The sequence below is a fragment of the Micromonospora rifamycinica genome (assembly GCF_900090265.1).
GTDB lineage: Bacteria > Actinomycetota > Actinomycetes > Mycobacteriales > Micromonosporaceae > Micromonospora > Micromonospora rifamycinica.
The window spans coordinates 2,997,773-3,015,007 of the sequence record NZ_LT607752.1; the positions used below are offsets into that span (position 1 = coordinate 2,997,773).

The 17,235-nt window shown below is 67.8% G+C and carries 11 protein-coding genes and 1 pseudogene; 8 read left to right on the forward strand and 4 right to left on the reverse strand.

Annotated features, from left to right (window positions below; all coding sequences use genetic code 11):
- Window positions 1–56 precede the first annotated feature (56 nt).
- Both GA0070623_RS12130 and GA0070623_RS12135 read right to left on the reverse strand, forming a co-directional pair.
- On the reverse strand, window positions 57–710 hold the full coding sequence (locus GA0070623_RS12130; protein WP_067303736.1) for a hypothetical protein: 654 nt from the start codon (window positions 708–710) through the stop codon (window positions 57–59).
- Between the two features lie 200 nt (window positions 711–910).
- Complete coding sequence (locus GA0070623_RS12135) at window positions 911–2,518, reverse strand: glycoside hydrolase family 44 protein (RefSeq protein ID WP_067303739.1); 1,608 nt, start codon at window positions 2,516–2,518, stop codon at window positions 911–913.
- Between the two features lie 273 nt (window positions 2,519–2,791).
- Here GA0070623_RS12135 and GA0070623_RS12140 point away from each other — a divergent pair, with 273 nt between their 5' ends.
- Window positions 2,792–4,486, forward strand: a complete 1,695-nt coding sequence (locus GA0070623_RS12140; protein ID WP_172898395.1) for a fibronectin type III domain-containing protein — start codon at window positions 2,792–2,794, stop codon at window positions 4,484–4,486.
- A gap of 441 nt (window positions 4,487–4,927) precedes the next feature.
- On the opposite strand, the gene amcA is transcribed toward GA0070623_RS12140, so the two are convergent.
- Window positions 4,928–5,089, reverse strand: a complete 162-nt coding sequence (amcA, locus tag GA0070623_RS30350) for a multiple cyclophane-containing RiPP AmcA (RefSeq protein ID WP_172898396.1) — start codon at window positions 5,087–5,089, stop codon at window positions 4,928–4,930.
- Window positions 5,090–5,511: 422 nt separating this feature from the next.
- Here amcA and GA0070623_RS12150 point away from each other — a divergent pair.
- The 5 genes and pseudogenes from GA0070623_RS12150 to GA0070623_RS12170 all read left to right on the forward strand — a co-directional run bounded on the left by GA0070623_RS12150 (window position 5,512) and on the right by GA0070623_RS12170 (window position 10,710).
- Window positions 5,512–6,593, forward strand: a pseudogene (locus GA0070623_RS12150) (hypothetical protein).
- Window positions 6,590–7,153, forward strand: a complete 564-nt coding sequence (locus tag GA0070623_RS12155) for a flavoprotein (protein ID WP_067303742.1) — start codon at window positions 6,590–6,592, stop codon at window positions 7,151–7,153. Before GA0070623_RS12150 ends, GA0070623_RS12155 begins: the two are co-directional and overlap by 4 nt.
- A 640-nt stretch (window positions 7,154–7,793) precedes the next feature.
- Window positions 7,794–8,564, forward strand: coding sequence for a DUF429 domain-containing protein (locus GA0070623_RS12160; RefSeq protein ID WP_067303746.1), 771 nt, complete (start codon window positions 7,794–7,796; stop codon window positions 8,562–8,564).
- Between the two features lie 46 nt (window positions 8,565–8,610).
- Window positions 8,611–9,150 (forward strand): DUF6361 family protein, encoded by a 540-nt coding sequence (locus tag GA0070623_RS12165; RefSeq protein WP_067303749.1) that lies wholly within the window; start codon window positions 8,611–8,613, stop codon window positions 9,148–9,150.
- Between the two features lie 51 nt (window positions 9,151–9,201).
- On the forward strand, window positions 9,202–10,710 hold the full coding sequence (locus tag GA0070623_RS12170) for a PIN-like domain-containing protein (protein ID WP_067303752.1): 1,509 nt from the start codon (window positions 9,202–9,204) through the stop codon (window positions 10,708–10,710).
- 414 nt (window positions 10,711–11,124) lie between these two features.
- Here GA0070623_RS12170 and GA0070623_RS12175 read toward each other — a convergent pair whose 3' ends face one another.
- A complete protein-coding gene (locus tag GA0070623_RS12175; protein WP_084261116.1) occupies window positions 11,125–12,267 on the reverse strand; it encodes a DNA cytosine methyltransferase in 1,143 nt (380 codons plus the stop codon).
- A 290-nt stretch (window positions 12,268–12,557) separates the two neighbouring features.
- Here GA0070623_RS12175 and GA0070623_RS12180 point away from each other — a divergent pair, with 290 nt between their 5' ends.
- Window positions 12,558–14,165 (forward strand): sigma-70 family RNA polymerase sigma factor, encoded by a 1,608-nt coding sequence (locus tag GA0070623_RS12180; protein ID WP_089004018.1) that lies wholly within the window; start codon window positions 12,558–12,560, stop codon window positions 14,163–14,165.
- Window positions 14,162–17,227 (forward strand): helicase-related protein, encoded by a 3,066-nt coding sequence (locus GA0070623_RS12185; RefSeq protein ID WP_067303758.1) that lies wholly within the window; start codon window positions 14,162–14,164, stop codon window positions 17,225–17,227. Before GA0070623_RS12180 ends, GA0070623_RS12185 begins: the two co-directional genes overlap by 4 nt.
- Window positions 17,228–17,235: the final 8 nt, after the last annotated feature.

Below are 17,235 nucleotides of genomic sequence, written 5' to 3' on the forward strand. Positions count from 1 at the left end.
ACCCCGGGTCCACAGCGAGTGGCGTGGCAGGTCGCCGTGCACCCCGCAGCCGCCGTTCACGCCCACCGGGCACATGCGGCGTCGAGGCGCGGGTCACTGCGCACCCAGACTTCGCCCCCGGCGGCTCCGGCCGGGGGCTCGGCGCGTTCGAGGCCGAGGAACTCGATCAACTGGAGCAGCTCGGCGCGTTCGGCCCGGTCGTCGTCGACACCGTGCGAGTCGAAGAAGACGTGGTACCGGCCGATCGGGTCGACGATGCCGGAGTTCGCCCAGATCCGGGCGGTCTCTTCGAGCGCCGCCGCTTCCGTGGTGAACGTGGCGGCGCGGGCGGCACCGCGGGCCTCCGGTGCCAGGTCGAGGTCGGAGAGGTCGGGGAACCACTGACCGAAGCGGTCGAGGCCGGCATATCCGTTCTCGAAGAACAGCCCGGCGGCCGGAATGTAACGGTTGACCGCGTCGACCCGGAGGTGCTCCGACCGGGGCTGGTCCCCGTACCCGAACCGGGAGATCACCCCCAGCCGGGGCATGAGCACCAGTCGCTGCTTCGCCGAGGTGTCCTCGATGGTGTAGGTGTCCGACTCCCGCTCCCGGAAGAACGCGGCGAAAGCCCAGTAGGCCTCCTGCGCATCGGCCACCGGGACCTCGCGGTCGTCGCCGTCGCCGACGGTGAAGACGAACTGCTTCGGTCCGGGACGGTAGCGACGGGCCATGGGCGTCCTTCGTTCGGGTGTGACAGCTCCACCGACGCAGTTGATCATAGCGGGCGGACCTGCGGCCCTGGTCACGGGCGGTCCGATGCGCTGGTGTCCGGGAACGAGCCCACCCGCGCCCCCGGCACCGGAACCGTCCGCCACGCCGACGACGGGGAGACGCCCCGCCCCGCGCCGACCCGCGCGGGGCGGTGGGCCGCTCAGTGCCGGCGCTGCGGCAGGACGAGCAGCGTCACGGAGTTCGCCGGGTACGTCGCGCTGATGCCACCCCCGGCCACCCGGAGGTCCCCACCCCGGACGATCGAGGTGAGATCGGCGGGGCCGTAGGTGAACCGCTGCGCGCGGTCCCCGCCGTGCAACCCGGCGAGCGCCAACCGGGACGTCAGATCGCCACCGGTCTTGTTGACCACCATCACGGTGAGTGCCCGGTCGGACGAGCGCTGCGCGGCGTAGACCGCGAGCTGCCCCTGGTCGCTGCTGACCGCCGACACGCTCACGTCGCCGAACCCGCTCCCGGCTCCGTCGTAGTTCCGGTACATCCGGAAGGCGTACGCGCCGGGGTCGGTCGGCTTCGGCTCGCCCCAGATGGTGGCCAGGTCCAGCCCCTCGCGCCCGAAGATGCCGAGCACGTCGGCCTGCGCGAGCGCGCCGTTGATGTCGTCCAGCGCGCCCCAGTTGTATTCGGTGATGGCGACCTTCGTACCCGGGTAGTACTGCGCGACCCAGGCCTTCATCTGGCGGATGAACTGCAACGGCGGCGCGTTCACCCCGCCGGGGCCGATCCACGACTCGTCCACGTACGTCGGATCCCACAGCGACCGGGTGGAACGCAGTCGCAGCGCGTTGGCGTCCGGGTCCTTGCCGCCGCTGATCTGCGGGTAGTAGTGCTGATCGAAGTAGTCGAGGAAGCGTTTCCCGCCGTGGGCGTCGCCGAAGTCCTTCATGTTCTTCAGGTACCACTGGGAGAGGTTGAGCCCGCCGTGCGCCGCCGCGTCCGCCCCCGGCGCGCATCCGTCGAGGCCGGACGCCACCCACTCGCAGTAACCCCAACCGGACGGGCCGAGCACCGCCGCGCGCGGGTCGGCGGCCTTGATCGCCGCCGCGGTCGCCGTACCCTTGCCACCCAGCTCGTCGTAGCTCACCGGTTCGGGGTGGACGTCGCGGTGGGTGGAGTTCCACAGCACCGGTTCGTTGTCGAGTTCGTAGATGGACACACCGCCGCGGGCCGCCGGGCCGAACTGGTCGACGAGGTGGGACACCATCTCTCCCGCGAACGACGCGCCGGCCGGGATCGAGGTGTCGGTGGGGACCGCGCCGGTCAGGTTCGCGTCGGCGTGCCGGCCGTTGCCACAGTTCGGATCCCACTGGTCGAACGAGTCCTGCTCGGGAAAGCGGGTGGCGGGAAAGCCACAGGCGAACGGATGCGACGAGGGCGAGTCCTTCGCCACCCAGCCGATCAACGGAACGGCGACCACCTGTTTCGTCCCGTGATCCCGGTTCCGCTGGACGAACGCCTCGACCGTGTTCTCCGGCCCGGCCACGATGTTCTCGAAATACCAGTCGCTGCCCGTGTTGTAGGTGTGGTTCTTGAAGTTGTAGCGGCTGCTCGCGTTACCGCCCCACCGGGCCACCGGTGTGCCGAGTTCCGCGACGAGCGCGGGGTCACCGCCGTTCATGCCGTAGATGTCGGGGCTGATCCGGTGCCGGGCGGCGGCGACATCCACGGCCAGGGTGAGCCCGTCGGCGGCGGCGGCCGGGCCGATGCCCGCCTGGGTCACCAACAGCCCTACCACCAGCGATCCGGCCATCCCGATCGCCGTCGCCGATCGTGGCCCGCGCCGTCGTCGCCCGCCCATCGTCGTCTCCTGCCGCCGATCGACCCGGGACGGGCCGAAACCATATTTACATTATCAAGCGTCTATGTTTAGTCAATCGGACTCCGTGATCCACCTGTCGGTTCGGTTGGATCACCGCAGCCAACCCGGCGACACGGGCCGACACATCCCACCCGGAACTTCTACGTGTCTCAAATGGCGAGTATTCTCTTGACGCCCGTCTATGCTTTGCGACATCGTCCAGGCATGATGGGCTATGGTCCCGGATCCCTGTTCCGTCGCATGTGGCCGGCCGTCGTCGCCGTGGCCACGCTGCCGGCCTCGGTCCTGGGTTTCGGTCTGGTCACCACACCCGCGGCCGGCGCCGACACCGTGTCGATGCTGGCGAGCACCGCCCCGCCATCGCCCCCGTCCAGCACACCGGCGCCGCCGGCCCCGCCCACCCTGCTCAGGGCCACCACGGTGACCTCGACGTCGGTCACCCTGACCTGGACCGCCGCCGTCCCCGGCTGCTGCGCCATCACCAACTACACCATCATGTACCCCGAGGCGTTCAGCGACGTGATCCCGACCACGACGGTCGGCAACGTCACCACCGCCACGATCACCATCTCGCCGACCCGCCAGTACCAGATCAGGGTGGCGGCCAGGGACTCGGTGGGACACACCTCCCCCTGGTCGAACCAGATCATCGTGGTGGCTCCGGCCACCGACGACGGCCCGGACACCGTGCCGCCGGGCTCACCGACGAGCCTGACCAACCGGAACGGCACGCTGTACTGGTCCGCCGCGTCGGACAACGTCGGGGTGACCGGTTACCAGGTCTACAGGTACGACGGCTGGTACACCTCCACGCTGCTCGGCACCGCCACCTCGACGACGTACCAACTGCCGCCCTCGGCCACGACCGGACCCGGCCCACGCATCCAGTTCTACGTGCGCGCCAGGGACGCCGCGGGCAACCTGTCGGCCGCGTCCAACACGGTCGACGCGACCAGCTCGACGCCCCCGGCCGACCTGCCGCCGACCGCACCGAGGGACCTGTCGGTCAGCCGGATCACCTCGACCTCGGCCACCCTGACCTGGACGGCCGCCGAGCCCGGCTGCTGCGACATCACCGGATACACGATCAGCTACTTCCCGGCGTTCCACGACCTCGGGGAGACCGCCCGGGTCGGCAACGTCACCACGGCCACGATCACCCTCAAGCCGGCCACCCAGTACCGCGTCATCGTGCAGGCCAGCGACTCGGGCGGGCACGGTTCACCGTCGTCGGACCCCCTCACCATCGTCACCCCGGCAACCGACACCGGCCCCGACACCGTGCCGCCCGGTGCCCCGGGGACGTTGACCGTCAGCGACGTGACCACCGCGTCCGCCACGCTGAACTGGACGCCCGCGACGGACAACGTCGGGGTGACCGGGTACCAGGTCTACCGCTGGGACGGGTCCTTCAACTCGACGCTGGTGGCCACCGTGCCGGGCACCAGCCACACGCTGTCACTCGCGCCGTCCGTGCCCAACCGCTACTACGTACGGGCCCGGGACGCGGCGGGCAACGTGTCGATCGCGACCAACGAGGTCCGGGTCGACCCGCCGACCGGCCCCACCACCTCGCCACCCGGCCCGACCTGTGCGGTGACCTACCAGAAGCAGGCGGAATGGCCCGGCGGCTTCGTCACCAACGTCACGATCGGGAACACCGCCACGACCACTGTCGACGGCTGGACCCTGGCCTTCACCTTCCCTGGTGACCAGCGGATCACCACGCTCTGGAGCGCCACCTACACCCAGTCCGGCTCCGCCGTCACGATCCGCAACGCCGGCTGGAACGGCACGATCGCGGCCGGCGCGAGTGTCTCGTTCGGCTTCCAGGGCACCTGGAGCGGCAGCAACGCGTCCCCCACCGCCTTCTCCCTCAACGGCGCTCCCTGCCGATAAGGCACCGTGTCACCGCTCTCCAGCGTGGTTCGCCCAAGGTCAGGGGGTTCACGGGGAGGTGAGGCGGGTGACAGGCCCCGCCCCTTGCGTGGGTCTGGAGACGTCCGGCCCGGCGGTCAGGCAGGTAGCAGTAGGCGCAGTCGAGGTTGCAGAAGCTCGTCGGCTGCACCACCAGGGTGTGAAACAACTCCTCACAGTCACTCGTCCCGCTGGCGTCCGGCTGGCTCAGGTCGTCGATGGCCTCGTGCAGACATCCGGCCAGATAGCGGAACAGGCCGATCCGATTGCCCGCGTACTCCGTCAGGAGCGCGCTCCTGGCCCCGCCGCAGGGCCATGAACGGCCGCAGGCGCGACAGCCCCAGCGCGGACGCGACGGCACATGCTCATGGCCCATCCGACCGCGACAGCCCGCCGCAGTCGCCGGAGGACTCTGGTTGATGCTCACCGGCGGATTTCTCCTCGGGCCCGCTGCGCGAAGAACCGACGCCACACGTAGGTCAACAGCGGCGGATCCGCCGTTCCCGCCAGCACGGGTCCTGTCGACTCCGGTGGGCCGGGCCGCTCCTGCTGGCCCCTCGCGTAGCGGGAGACGTACACGGTCATGCCCGCTCCCCCGGCACGACGCGTCCTTCGCAGCGGTGGGTCCACCAAGGCCCGGTGGACCCACCGCTGCCGGCCGGCGGCTCGGGAGCGAGGTGACCGCCACCCGCCCACGCAGCCCTTCTGGCGGTACGCGGACGAGGAGTCATCAGTGCTGCCGGCGGATTTGCCGGTGACAGCAGTTGCGGAGGCGTCGGGTCGCGTTCCGGCCTGTCACCGCTCGGCATATCCATCCGAAGCTCCCTGCTCTGAGACTGCCGCTGACCTACCGGCGCGCCCTGGGAAGGCGGCCCGGTACACCCGCCCTCGCCCGAGGCAGGGCATGCGCGGAATGTCCTGTCGGTGCACCGCCGGTGCACCTGCGGTAACCCCATGTGCCGCTACGATCACCAGGCAGGAGACGGTCCCTGTCGGGAGGACGTGCGATGACTCCGATCACGACCTGGACCGGCCGGGACGCCACCGCCCTACGCCAAGCAGCGCGGATGAGCGTCACCGCCTTCGCCGAGCACCTGGGCGCGGCCCGCCGGACGGTGGCCAAGTGGAGCAGCCAGGGCGACAACGTCATCCCCCGCGCCGACATGCAAGCCGCGCTGGACACCGTGCTGACCCGTGCCACACCCGAGGTCCGCGAACGCTTCGCAGCCCTGCGGGCGACGGGCACCACGCCACCACGCCCCGGCCCAGATGCCGATACTGGTGAGGAGAGCCACCACAGCCCGGACTCGGATGGTGACGTGCAACGGCGAGACTTCCTGCGCAGCGCTGCGGTCAGCGTCGCCGAGCTGTACCACGTCGTCGGTAGCGTCCTGCTCAAGCTGGGCGACCGTGCAATGGCCCTGGTCGCCGCAGAGCGGAGCACCCGCGCCGCCGCGACGAGCCAGGACCCGGTGGCCGTCGCCGCGAGCGCACGGATCATGACCCATGCCCTGATGAGCAACAACCACGACGAGCAGGCCGTGACCCTCGCCGCAGACGCCGCCGGCGCACTCGACCGGGACACGGGCCTCGCGTCGACCGACGCGGTCGCCGTGTACGGCGCCCTCGTCCTACGCGGTGCCGTCGCCGCAGCCCGCCGCGACGACCGGGCCACCGCACACACCATGCTCGACGAAGCGACCCGCGCCGCGAGCCGACTCGGCTACGACGGCAACGACCGGTGGACCGGCTTCGGCGCCACCAACGTCCTGCTGCACCGGGTCAACATCGCCCTCACCCTCGGCGACGCCGGCACCGCCATCACCATCGCCCGCACCATCCCCTCGACAAGGTGACCCTCGCCGAACGCAAAGCCACGCTCTACGTCGACGTGGCCCGCGCCTACGCCCAGTGGGGACGCCACGAACAGGGTCTCAACGCCCTCCGCACCGCGTACGAGGTGGCACCCGAAGAGATCCGCTGCCGCCCAGCGGTCCACCGCCTCGCCAACGACCTCGCCCGCCTCACCACCGGCCCGGTACGCGCCGCCGTCGTCGACTTCACCCGGACCGTCGGGATCTCCCGGTGACCGCAGGGCACCTCCAGATCGTCGTCTGCGCCGCCGGCCCCGCACCCGACGTCACCACCCTGATCAACACCGCACACCAACGGTCCTGGACCACGGCGGTCACCGCCACACCCCACGCGATGGACTTCATCGACATTCCAGCCATCGAAAAGCTGACCGGCGCACCCGTGCGATCCGACTACCGGGCATCCCCGGGCGTCCGCCGCTCGCTACCCACCGCCGACGCACTGGTCATCGCACCCGCGACCTACAACTCGATCAACAAGATCGCCCTCGGCCTCGCCGACAACTACGCCATGACCACCATCGCCGAACTCATCGGACGACACGTTCCCACCGTCATCGTCCCCTTCGTCAACACCGCCCTCGCCACCCGACACTCCTACCGCCGCGCCGTCACCAACCTCCGCGACGAAGGCATACACCTCCTCCTCGGCCCCGAACACAACTGGGAACCACACCCACCCGGCACCGGCAACGACCGCCGGCTCGCATTCCCCTGGACCACGGCGTTCCACGCAGCCGCCGCACTCGCTGAGGAGAAACAGCCGCGGAAATAAGCAGCCCGGGGTCAACCCCGATCACATCCGTCGACCGACGGCCCGGTGCCCACACCACCCGGGCATGCGGCAAGATCATCAGACGGCGGCCGGAAGAACGCATAGGCGAGGCTGGGCGGCTCCGACGTCCACCCACATGCCGTTCGTCCACCGGCAGCCGGAACGGTCCAACGGCTCCCGAGCACCCACCGAGACACCGAACCACCGACAGAAACGCCAAAAGGCTCCGACCCAGGGTGAAACCCCAGGTCAGGGCCTTTTTGTGGTGCGCCGCCAGGGACTCGAACCCCGAACCCGCGGATTAAGAGGTTGATCTTGGTCGAGTCGTCTGGTCCAACGGGGCCGCGTGAGTCCATCTGTTCGCGGTCAGGCCCCAGCTTCACAGAACGGCGTCCAGCCCAGTCCATCGCGCGCTGGCCCCGTCCCATCGCGCGCGAGCACCCACGGAGACACCGCATGGATCATGACAAAAAGGCTGGCCACGGATCACGGTAGGCCCTGGGCCATGCTGGCGCAGAACCACTCACACTGGCTGGGCCCGCTCTCACTCACCGATCGGGGGCCACGCGTACCTGAACGTCCTACAACGACGGTCGGTCGAGCCATGTCTCGACGCTTGGTCGGCACCTAGAGTGTTGCGGTGCTGACCCTCGGCGTCGACCTCGCAGCGGCGGACAAACGTACGGCGATGGCGACCATCGAATGGCTGTCGGATCGCGCAGTGGTGCGAGACGTGGTTCTCGACGTGGGCGACGCCCAGATCGTCAAGGCCAGCCAGGACGCGGACAAGGTCGGGCTGGACTGCCCGCTCGGCTGGCCGGAACCCTTCGTCGCGCTCGTCACGGCCCACCGGTCCGGCCACGTCACCATCGCCGACGGCGATGCCGCGCGATGGCGGCGTCATCTGGCCTACCGGTTGACCGACGAGGTGGTACGCGAGACGACGGGCATCATTCCGCTCAGCGTCGCCGCGGACCGGATCGCTCATGCCGCTTTCCGGGGTGCCGGGCTGTTGGCGATGCTGGCCGCCGCCGGCCATGACGTCGACCGGTGCGGCGACGGCAAACTCGTCGAGGTCTACCCAGTTGCGGCCCTATGCCGCTGGGGGTTGACGTACCGCGGTTACAAGGGACGGGGCCAGAAGACGCAGCATGCCGACCTCGTGACCGCGCTCTGCGCGGCCGCACCCTGGCTGGAACTGGGCGCTTCCGATGCGCTGTGTCGACGCAGCCACGACGCCTTCGACGCGGTCGTCGCGGCCCTCAACGCACGTGCCGCCGCGACAGGCAGGGCGACCCGACCCGACGACGAGCAGCGGCAGGTCGCAGGGACCGAGGGCTGGATCGCCCTGCCCACGGGGCCGCTCAGCGACCTTGTCGACGGCACCGGCGCCGGCGGGAGGCGCTCATGACCTCGGGCTGAGTTGGCTGGACACGTCTCGCGAGGACCAGCAACGCATGCGCGAGTTGCTCAAGCTCTTCAGCGACACGGAGAGCCGGGACGAGTTGGGCGCCGGCCAGGTCCGCGACGCTTTCAGCGACCTGCTGTTCCCCGGCACGTCGGTCCTGCAGAACCGGGCACGGTATCTGTTGATCGTGCCCTGGTGCTACCAGGAGGCGCAGAAGCGTGGGCTACGTGGTGACCGCCTCGCCGCGCGGGTCGACCGCAACGAGCGGAAGGTGATCGCCGCGCTGCTGCGCGGCAGCGACACGGAGGGCATGATCGGCAGGCGCGCCGGAGTCGGGGTCCGCACCCTGCCCTCGAACATCTACGCCGTTGCTGCACAAGCGGATCATCGACAGATCGACTCCGGCTCGGCCAGTGCCACCGGGTCGTCCCACGCGCATCACCATCCGACCCAGGATGAAGGGCGGGATCGAGCAGGTGCGCCAGCAGAGTGCCAGGCATCGCGTTCCCTGGCTCGGAACGTGCTGCGCTTCGGCCGCCTGACCACAAGCGCGGACCAGGAGACCGACAATCGGCCGCTCGGCCCATAGGACTGCACCATGGGATCGATAACAATGAGGTCCGTCTTGGGGAGGTCATAGATGGTTGGGCTGTTCGACGGGTTCGAAGGCTATCGAGTGGTAAGCGAGGCCGAGTCGCGCCAGGCGTTGACCACCGCGCTAGTCGCGGTAGACGCAAACGTACTTCTCAACCTCTACCGCTACAACGCTCGGACGACGGCGGACCTGTTGACGATCTTCGAGAAGCTCGGTGACCGTCTCGTCGTTCCGTACCAGGCAATGCGCGAGTTCCACCGCAATCGGCTTCGGGCCATCGGCAATCCTGAACAAGCAACGGGAGAAGCGCGCGCCGCCTTGGAGAAGAGCCGGGCAACGGCAGCGCGGGCTCTCGAGACCTGGTCGAAGCACCTGGCCATCGACGACGCCGAACTGCAACGTTTGCATCTTGACATCGACGGCGTGTTCCAACGCCTGCGAGACGCGATCGACCGAGCCACGCCCGACCGCGTTCACCCCTCCACACCGGCCGACGCGGACCCGGTACTGAGCAGACTCTCCGAGCTCTTGTCCGGCAGGGTCCTCCCACGCCCCGAGGACAAGGTCTGGGACGCCCTGATCGCCGAGGGCAATCAGCGCGTCGACGAACTCATTCCTCCAGGCTATCTAGACGCAGAAAAGGGCGACCAGTATCCAGAGGGTGCTGCCGGCGACTTCCTCGTCTACCGACAGGCATGCCACGAGGCGAAAGCGCGGGACATGGACCTCATCATCGTCACGAACGACGAGAAGGAGGACTGGTGGTGGCGCCGTGGACCAGACATGATCGGCCCGCGACAGGAGATGACGAAAGAGTTCTTCGACAGCACGGGGCACCGCCTGTTCCTGATGCGGGCCAGTGACCTGCTGAACCGATCTCAGGCTCTCGATGTCGAGGTCAATCCCGAGTCCGCCAGAGACGCCGACGTCAACCGTGCAGACATCAATGAGCCTGGCAAGTGGACGGCTGAAGCGGTGGACATGCTGCTTCAGAAGCTACGCGGCGAAGGACGAAGCGACCTGGCCGACGTGATCACTGCCGCCGCGTCCGCAGGCGGCACCATCAGTCGCGAAGACATCTATACCCTCTGCGGCTACCGCGAGGATCGCATGCTGCGCGGGATCACCCGCCCAACCACCCGGATCACCGGCGACCTGCAGGCCGCGAGGATCCTGCCGCCCTCCGTGACACCGATGATGAAGCCGGTTTACATCGACGCAGGCGCCTTGAGTGCCATCCGAATCCCGTCGGAGGTCGTGGACATCCTCGATCCGAACTCAACACCGCCCAGCCCAGGGCTGGATACAGAAGCGGCCGGCAAGTACCAACCCCTTGCTGACTATCTGGCGGCGCTGGACAGCGAGTCGACATCGATGGCTTTCGGTGAGATCGAAGACATCCTCGGCGACACGCTCGCACCCTCTGCCCGCAAGCACCTCCCCTACTGGTACTCCCCGCAAAACTCACTGGGCAAAGCGGTAGCATCGGCGGGATTCAAGGCTCGCGGTGTACGGATCGAGACTGAAACGGTCGAGTTCGTCCGGCGCTCCTAGGCCAATCGACCTGAGATGGCCGACCGCCGCGACGGAACGTCTGCGACGGCCTTGCAAGTCCGAGTGACGCGGGCGGCGATAGTTGCTGTCGCCGCCTGTGACTCCGCGAAGTCCAGCCGCGTCCACAAGGGCTAGCGGCCCCTACGAATTTGTCAACACCGGCCACCCTGCAATGGAGCCAAAATACTTCGGAATACGGTTTGGTAGACCGGGCATCCCCACTGCCACTCCGCGCACTCGTGGACTGGCCCGATGGGGCAGGCACGCGACATGACACCCGAAGCCAGGGTACGACATTGGTCGATCGTGGCTGGCTCGAACGACTTTCGTCGCACCAGGTGCACCGGCCTTCTGCGGGCCGGGCGGTACCATACGACCTGCCGGTTCACCTCCCCCAACGCTACGCAGAACAGTTCATGCGACGGCTGTGGACACCGGGACGGAACTAGGCACGTTAGCCGAGAAAGGCCGAGATTTGGCACCCCGTCGTGTTGGTCGGATCGACGCTTTGACGGTTTCTACATGCTGGACGATCGCTGCGCCCACTGCTTGAGCCAGCTTCGGCGGCACCGCATTGCCGATGAGCCGCCCAAGAGGAGCGAACTGCACCGGGTTTCCGGGAGCGACGAACTCGTAGTCAGGCGGGAAACTCTGAAGGATCGCGGCTTCGCGCAGTGAGACGGCCCGGTCCTGTTCAGGATGGCCGAAGCGACCGGCTCCGAAGTTGTAGGACAGTGTCGTGATGGTGGGTGACGGCTCGTTCCACACCATGCGGGCATAGACGTTGCGGAAGGTGGATCCTGACGACCTACGATGACAGGGTGCGCGGAGCTCTTCCTGCCAGTCCTCCCAGGTGCCGCCTGGTTTCGAACTCTTGATTCTCTCCAGGTTGATCGGAGTCAGGCTACGGCTTTTGTGGAGACGATCAGCAGGGTCGGTCTCACCATGCCGAAGGGGTGGAAGACCGCCGATGGCTTGTTCGACGGTAGGGTAGTCGGCTACCCCGACTCCACCCTTGGGTACGCGGATCTCGCCGAGGAGAGAGGCGACGAGAACCATACGCCGTCGCTGTTGGGGCACTCCGTAGGCCGGGCAGTAGCAAGACTCGTACCGCACCCGGTAGCCGAGTTCCTCGAGCTTGGCGACGAATGTCTGGAAGATCGGAGTGCTGCCGATGCGGGGAACGTTCTCCATGGTGACGATCTCGGGCATGGCACCCTGGACCAGACGACTGACTTCGTCGATCAATGGCCACTGTGCTTCCTGCGACGTGTCGGTGCCGCGGCGGTACGAGGAGAACGGCTGGCAGGGTGCACATCCAGCCAGCACACGGATCGCCCCTTTCGGCCACATCGCGCTGAGTTCATCGGCGTCCAGGTCGCGTACGTCCTTCTTGCGGAAGGGGGCGCGGACATTGGCCTGATAGGGATACTCGCAGGCCGGATCGATGTCGAAACCTGCAGCGATACCGACACCAGCCTTCTTGAGCCCGTACGACAGGCCCCCCACGCCGCAGAACAGGTCGACTGCAGAGATCTTGACGGTACGCGGGGCCATGCCAGCGACTGTAGTGGGTCGACGGGCACCGGTACCGACTGGCTTCGAGGGTCGTACTTTCGACCCCGGTTCGGCGGCGGATGGTCGGATCACGGACAGCTACACGACAGGGATGGCTCCGGAGTGCTGGTCGACTGATAGGAATGCTCGCATCTGATCCCGACCGATGCCAGGCGCCACCGTCACGATCGGAGGGTCGAGACCCCGCCGCAGCTAGAACGCATGTTCGATTTGCCTGCTTTGTCACACTCCGGCTCTACGCTCGGATCCTCGTAGAGGGGGAGGGATTCATGGCTACGGCCACACGGTCTTCCACCAGCTTTCCGCCAGCCCTGGTCGACGAGTTGCGAGAGATCGTCGATCGCCACGACAGGAACCGGGTGCAGTCCCTGGTCACGGCGTTCGTCGCTCGCCATCGCCTGACTCATGGAGATGTCGATGACCTGCTGATGGTATTGACCAGGCAGCGAGCGTCGGGTTACCAGGCGGTTTCGTCGAGCGGTTCCGTGGTCCAGCCTTCCATGTCGCCCGACCTCGCACCCGCGGACGTGGCCGGAAGCCACGTGGCTGGAGGTGGACCGCACGAGTTCTCGACTGCAAGTGGGGCGGCCCCGGGGCAGTCGCCGGACGAGGCGACGGCTGACGACGGCCCGGACTGGCTGTTCGGTGATGCTCCCGAGCAGCCAGTCTCGTCGGCATCCGACGGGGCGGTGGGGGTGGCGTTCGAGGATCTACTCGGTGACTGGTCTCGCACTGGGGGGAAGCTGACGCGCGCCGAGGTCGCCTTGGTCGCGACACGACGGGCACTGTCCGCAGGACAACACGGCGAACTGCTGCGTCTGCTGGAGGGAGCCGGCGTCGAGTTGCCCGCTGCCGCCGACACGCGTCCTGCCAGATCCGCCGTGAAGGGCTACGAGCTGCACGGGGACACGATCCGCCAGTATTTGGGGACCATCGGCCGGTACCGGCTGATCGGTGCCGAGCGTGAGGTGGAACTGTGGTCGCTGATGAAGCAGGGCGAGTCGGCACGACGCACACTCGAAGTCGGGTGGGGCGAACTGTCGCGCGCGGAGCGGCGAGCCTTGCGTCACCGGATCGAGGAAGGCCGTGAAGCGCACGCCGAGCTGGTGTGTGCGAATCTGCGGCTCGTGGTGTCGATCGCGAAAGCCAAGCAGTACGACGGCAGGGGTCTCGAGTTCGCCGATCGGATCCAGGAGGGCAACCTGGGACTGATGCACGCGGCCCACCTCTTCGACGGCTCCAAGGGATACAAGTTCTCGACCTATGCGACCTGGTGGATAAGGCAGCACATCGAACGCGGCATCGCCAACTACGGCCGCACGGTCCGCATACCCGTCCATTTCATGGAGCAGATGCGGAAGGTCGACAAGGCCGTCCGCACACTCACGGCGCGACTCGATCGGGCACCCACGCTGTCGGAACTCGCCGACGAGACGGGACTGGATCCCGGCAAGGTGCAGGCGACGTTGGACCACTCACGTCCAGAGGTCAGTCTCGACGATCTACTCGGTGACGAGGGCGACCTACGTCGGTCGGACCTCCTCGTCGCCGAGCAGGAGCGTGACGGCCGCACGGACCCGGCGGAGATCGTCTGCCATGCGATGTTCCATGCGGACGTCGAGTACACCCTGCGGCAGGCGCTGCCGGAGCGAGCCGTGTGCGTGCTTAGACGACGGTTCGGCCTCGGCACCTACGAGCAGGAAACCCTCGACGAGATCGGAGCCCACTACGGTGTCACCCGCGAGCGGATCCGACAGATTCAGGCGAAGGCGTTGAAGACGCTTCGGGAGCACCCGGCCGCGGCGGCGCTGCGCGCGTACGTGACCGAGGCACCCCTGGCCGTGGTTTCCCGGAGTGGTGACGAGGAGAAGACGTGACGAGCTACGGCAAGGGTCAGCCGCTGGCGGAGGCGTGCGACCGATTCGTCACTTGGCTGGATGGTCGAGTGGTGGCGGCTGGCCGGGGTGACGGTCTGGAACGGTTGGAGGTAGCGCCCTCCGGAACGTTCTGGCTCGGCCGATTGGCCTGCGAGGACGAGGTTCGCAAGGGTGTGGGCGACGACCGGTCGGAGCGCCTGGACCCGTGCGCGATCGGTGTCCGGTTCCGTCCGGAGGGGCCGGCACCGTGGTCGGCGACGGTGACGGTACGGGCTCGGGCGTGGGTGAAGGATCCCAAGGACGGTCCCGATCCCGAGCGCCGGTGGTGGAGGAGCGGTCTGGTCGAGGAGAAGGTCCCGCTCGTCGTTGACGCGGCCGGGGGGACCTTCGGTGCCAAGCAGTTGGAGGGTGCTTTCGCAGCGGTCGGTGCACCCGGATTGTGCGCAGAGGTACGCGTCGAGGTAGAGGACTGGCACCGCAGGCCCGAACTGGTGGTGCAGCTGGTGAACACCAGCCCGCAGAAGGCCCCGGGGCTGACCGATTCCCATATCTACGAGACGCAGTTGGAGGTGGCGGGGCTCAGCACGGTGCCGTTCGAGCTGGAGGCCCTGCCGGACAGCTTCCGCTACGACCGGCGGGTGCCGGCATACGGCATCAACGTGGGCGTCGAGATGGTGGCTCCCGGGGTGTTCCGTACCACTGACACGGTCGGTGTGCAGACCTTCCGGCCGGAGTACTGGAACAGCCCTCGTCCCCAGCCCGATCTTTCCTTTGCTCGCCTCGCCGCCGATCCGATCCCGGTCCTCACCGACCTGGTGGACGCACTCGACGAATACGACCGAACGCACTGGTCCACGGTCGCCTTGGACGAACGCCACCTGGCCGATGGCTGGACGGATGCGATGCGCGCCGAAGCGGACCGGTCCGCTGCCGACGTGTTCGACGAGCTCGCCCGGCTGCGTGCCGGCCTGGAGCTGGTCCGGACGCGCCCGGAGATCCGACGCTCGTTCCAGCTCATGAACGAGGCGATCGGGCTGAGCGCCAAGGGGCGTGGTTACCGTACGTGGCGCGCGTTCCAGGTGGGATTCCTGCTCTCTGCCATCCGGTTCCTCGCCGAGCCGGCTGAGGAGGCCGATCACGTCGACACCGTGTGGTTCGCCACCGGCGGTGGCAAGACCGAGACGTATCTGGGTCTCCTGCTGACCACGGCGTTCTTCGACCGGTTGACCGGGAAGCGTACGGGTGTGACCGCGTGGTCGCGCTTCCCGCTACGCCTGCTGAGCCTGCAGCAGACCCAGCGTTTCGCCGATGCGCTCGCTGGGGCGGAACTGGTCCGCCGACAACAGGATGATCTCCGGCGTAGCGCTCCGTTCAGTCTCGGCTTCCTCGTCGGTCAGGCCGGCACCCCGAATAAGATCGTTCCCAAGCCGGAGAACGACGAGATCGGACCGGACAGCCCGGGAATGCCGGAGAAGTACCGGGTGCTGCTGCACTGCCCGTTCTGCCGGGACGAACGCCTGAGCATGAAGTTCGACCGGAAGCGATGGAAGCTGGAGCACCACTGCACCAACCAGGCGTGCCCCTGGCAGCGGGGTCCGCTACCGGTCTACGTCGTCGACCAGGAGGTGTTCCGCTTCCTGCCGACGGTGGTCGTCGGCACGCTCGACAAGGCGGCGTCGATCGGCCTGCAGCAGGCCATGCGAGGGCTCATCGGTCCGCCGCAGAAGCTCTGCTCCGAGGAGTGGCACGGGTTCACCTACTCGACCCGGTCGAAGTCCCCCAACGGCTGCCTCGTTCCCGACTGCCAAGGCACCCTCAAGGCGCTGCCAATGGCCGCGGAGCGGTTCGGTCCGTCGCTTCGCCTGCAGGACGAGCTGCACCTGCTACGCGACAGCCTGGGCGCGGTCGACTCGCACTACGAGAGCCTGTTGGACCATCTGCAGGACAAGCTGTGCGGCACCCGCGCCAAGATCGTCGCCAGTAGTGCGACCCTGACCGGGTACGACCACCAGGTCAGGATCCTGTATCGGCGCAAGGGGCGAGTCTTCCCGCAGCCGGGGCCCCGAGCAGGCGAGTCCTTCTGGACCGCGCCGGTCACCGCCAAACTACGGCGCTTCGTCGCCGTGGCACCGCGTGGCGTCACGCTGGAGCACGTCAGCGACCGGACCTTGGACGCCCTGCAGCGATGCGTCCGGGAGCTGCTGAACGACCCGAGAACCGTGTGTGCGGAAGCCGGGATCGATCCGGGGCACGCGGAGAAGCTGCTGAGCATCTACGGCACCGACGTCGTCTACGGCTCGACTCTCTACGACGTGGAGGCCGCCGGCCGGAGCCTCGGCAGCAACAACACCGTCGACGGCATCAACGTCGAGCAGCTGACCGGTCAGACCGACTTCGACGAGGTCCGCAACATCCTGGAGCGGTTGGAGAAGCCGGAGGACGCGTTCGAGGACCGCATCCACGTGATCGCCGCCAGCTCGATGCTGTCCCACGGTGTCGACGTCGACCGGCTCAACACGATGGTCATGCTGGGTCTTCCGCTGACCACGGCCGAGTTCATCCAGACCACGGCCCGCGTCGGTCGCCGGTACCCCGGTCTGGTGTACGTCCTCCACAAGATCGGTCGTGAGCGTGACGCCCAGACGTTCCGACACTTCGACAAGTACGTGAGCCAGGGCGACCGGTTCGTCGACGCCATTCCGATCACCCGTCGCAGCAGGCGGGTGCTGGCCCTCACGATGCCCGGTGTGGTGGCGGCGCGGATACTGATGCTCGTGGAGCCGGCCAGCAAGCAGCGGCTGAGCACTCCGCTGAAGCTCCGACAGTACGCTCGCGACGCCGGGCTCACTCCGGCCGACGAAGCGGCGTCGGTCGCAGCGGTCCTCGGGTTCGACGGGCCGGAGGATTCTCTGCACCAGCAGCAGATCGTCGAATGGGTTCAGGAGTGGTTCGCCGACCTTGAGGACCCTGCCAGCAAGGCCAGGTTCATCGGCGAGATCGGCAGCCCGTCTCCGATGACGAGCCTGCGCGACGTCGAAGCCCAGGCCCCGATCCACGACTGAAGGCGGAC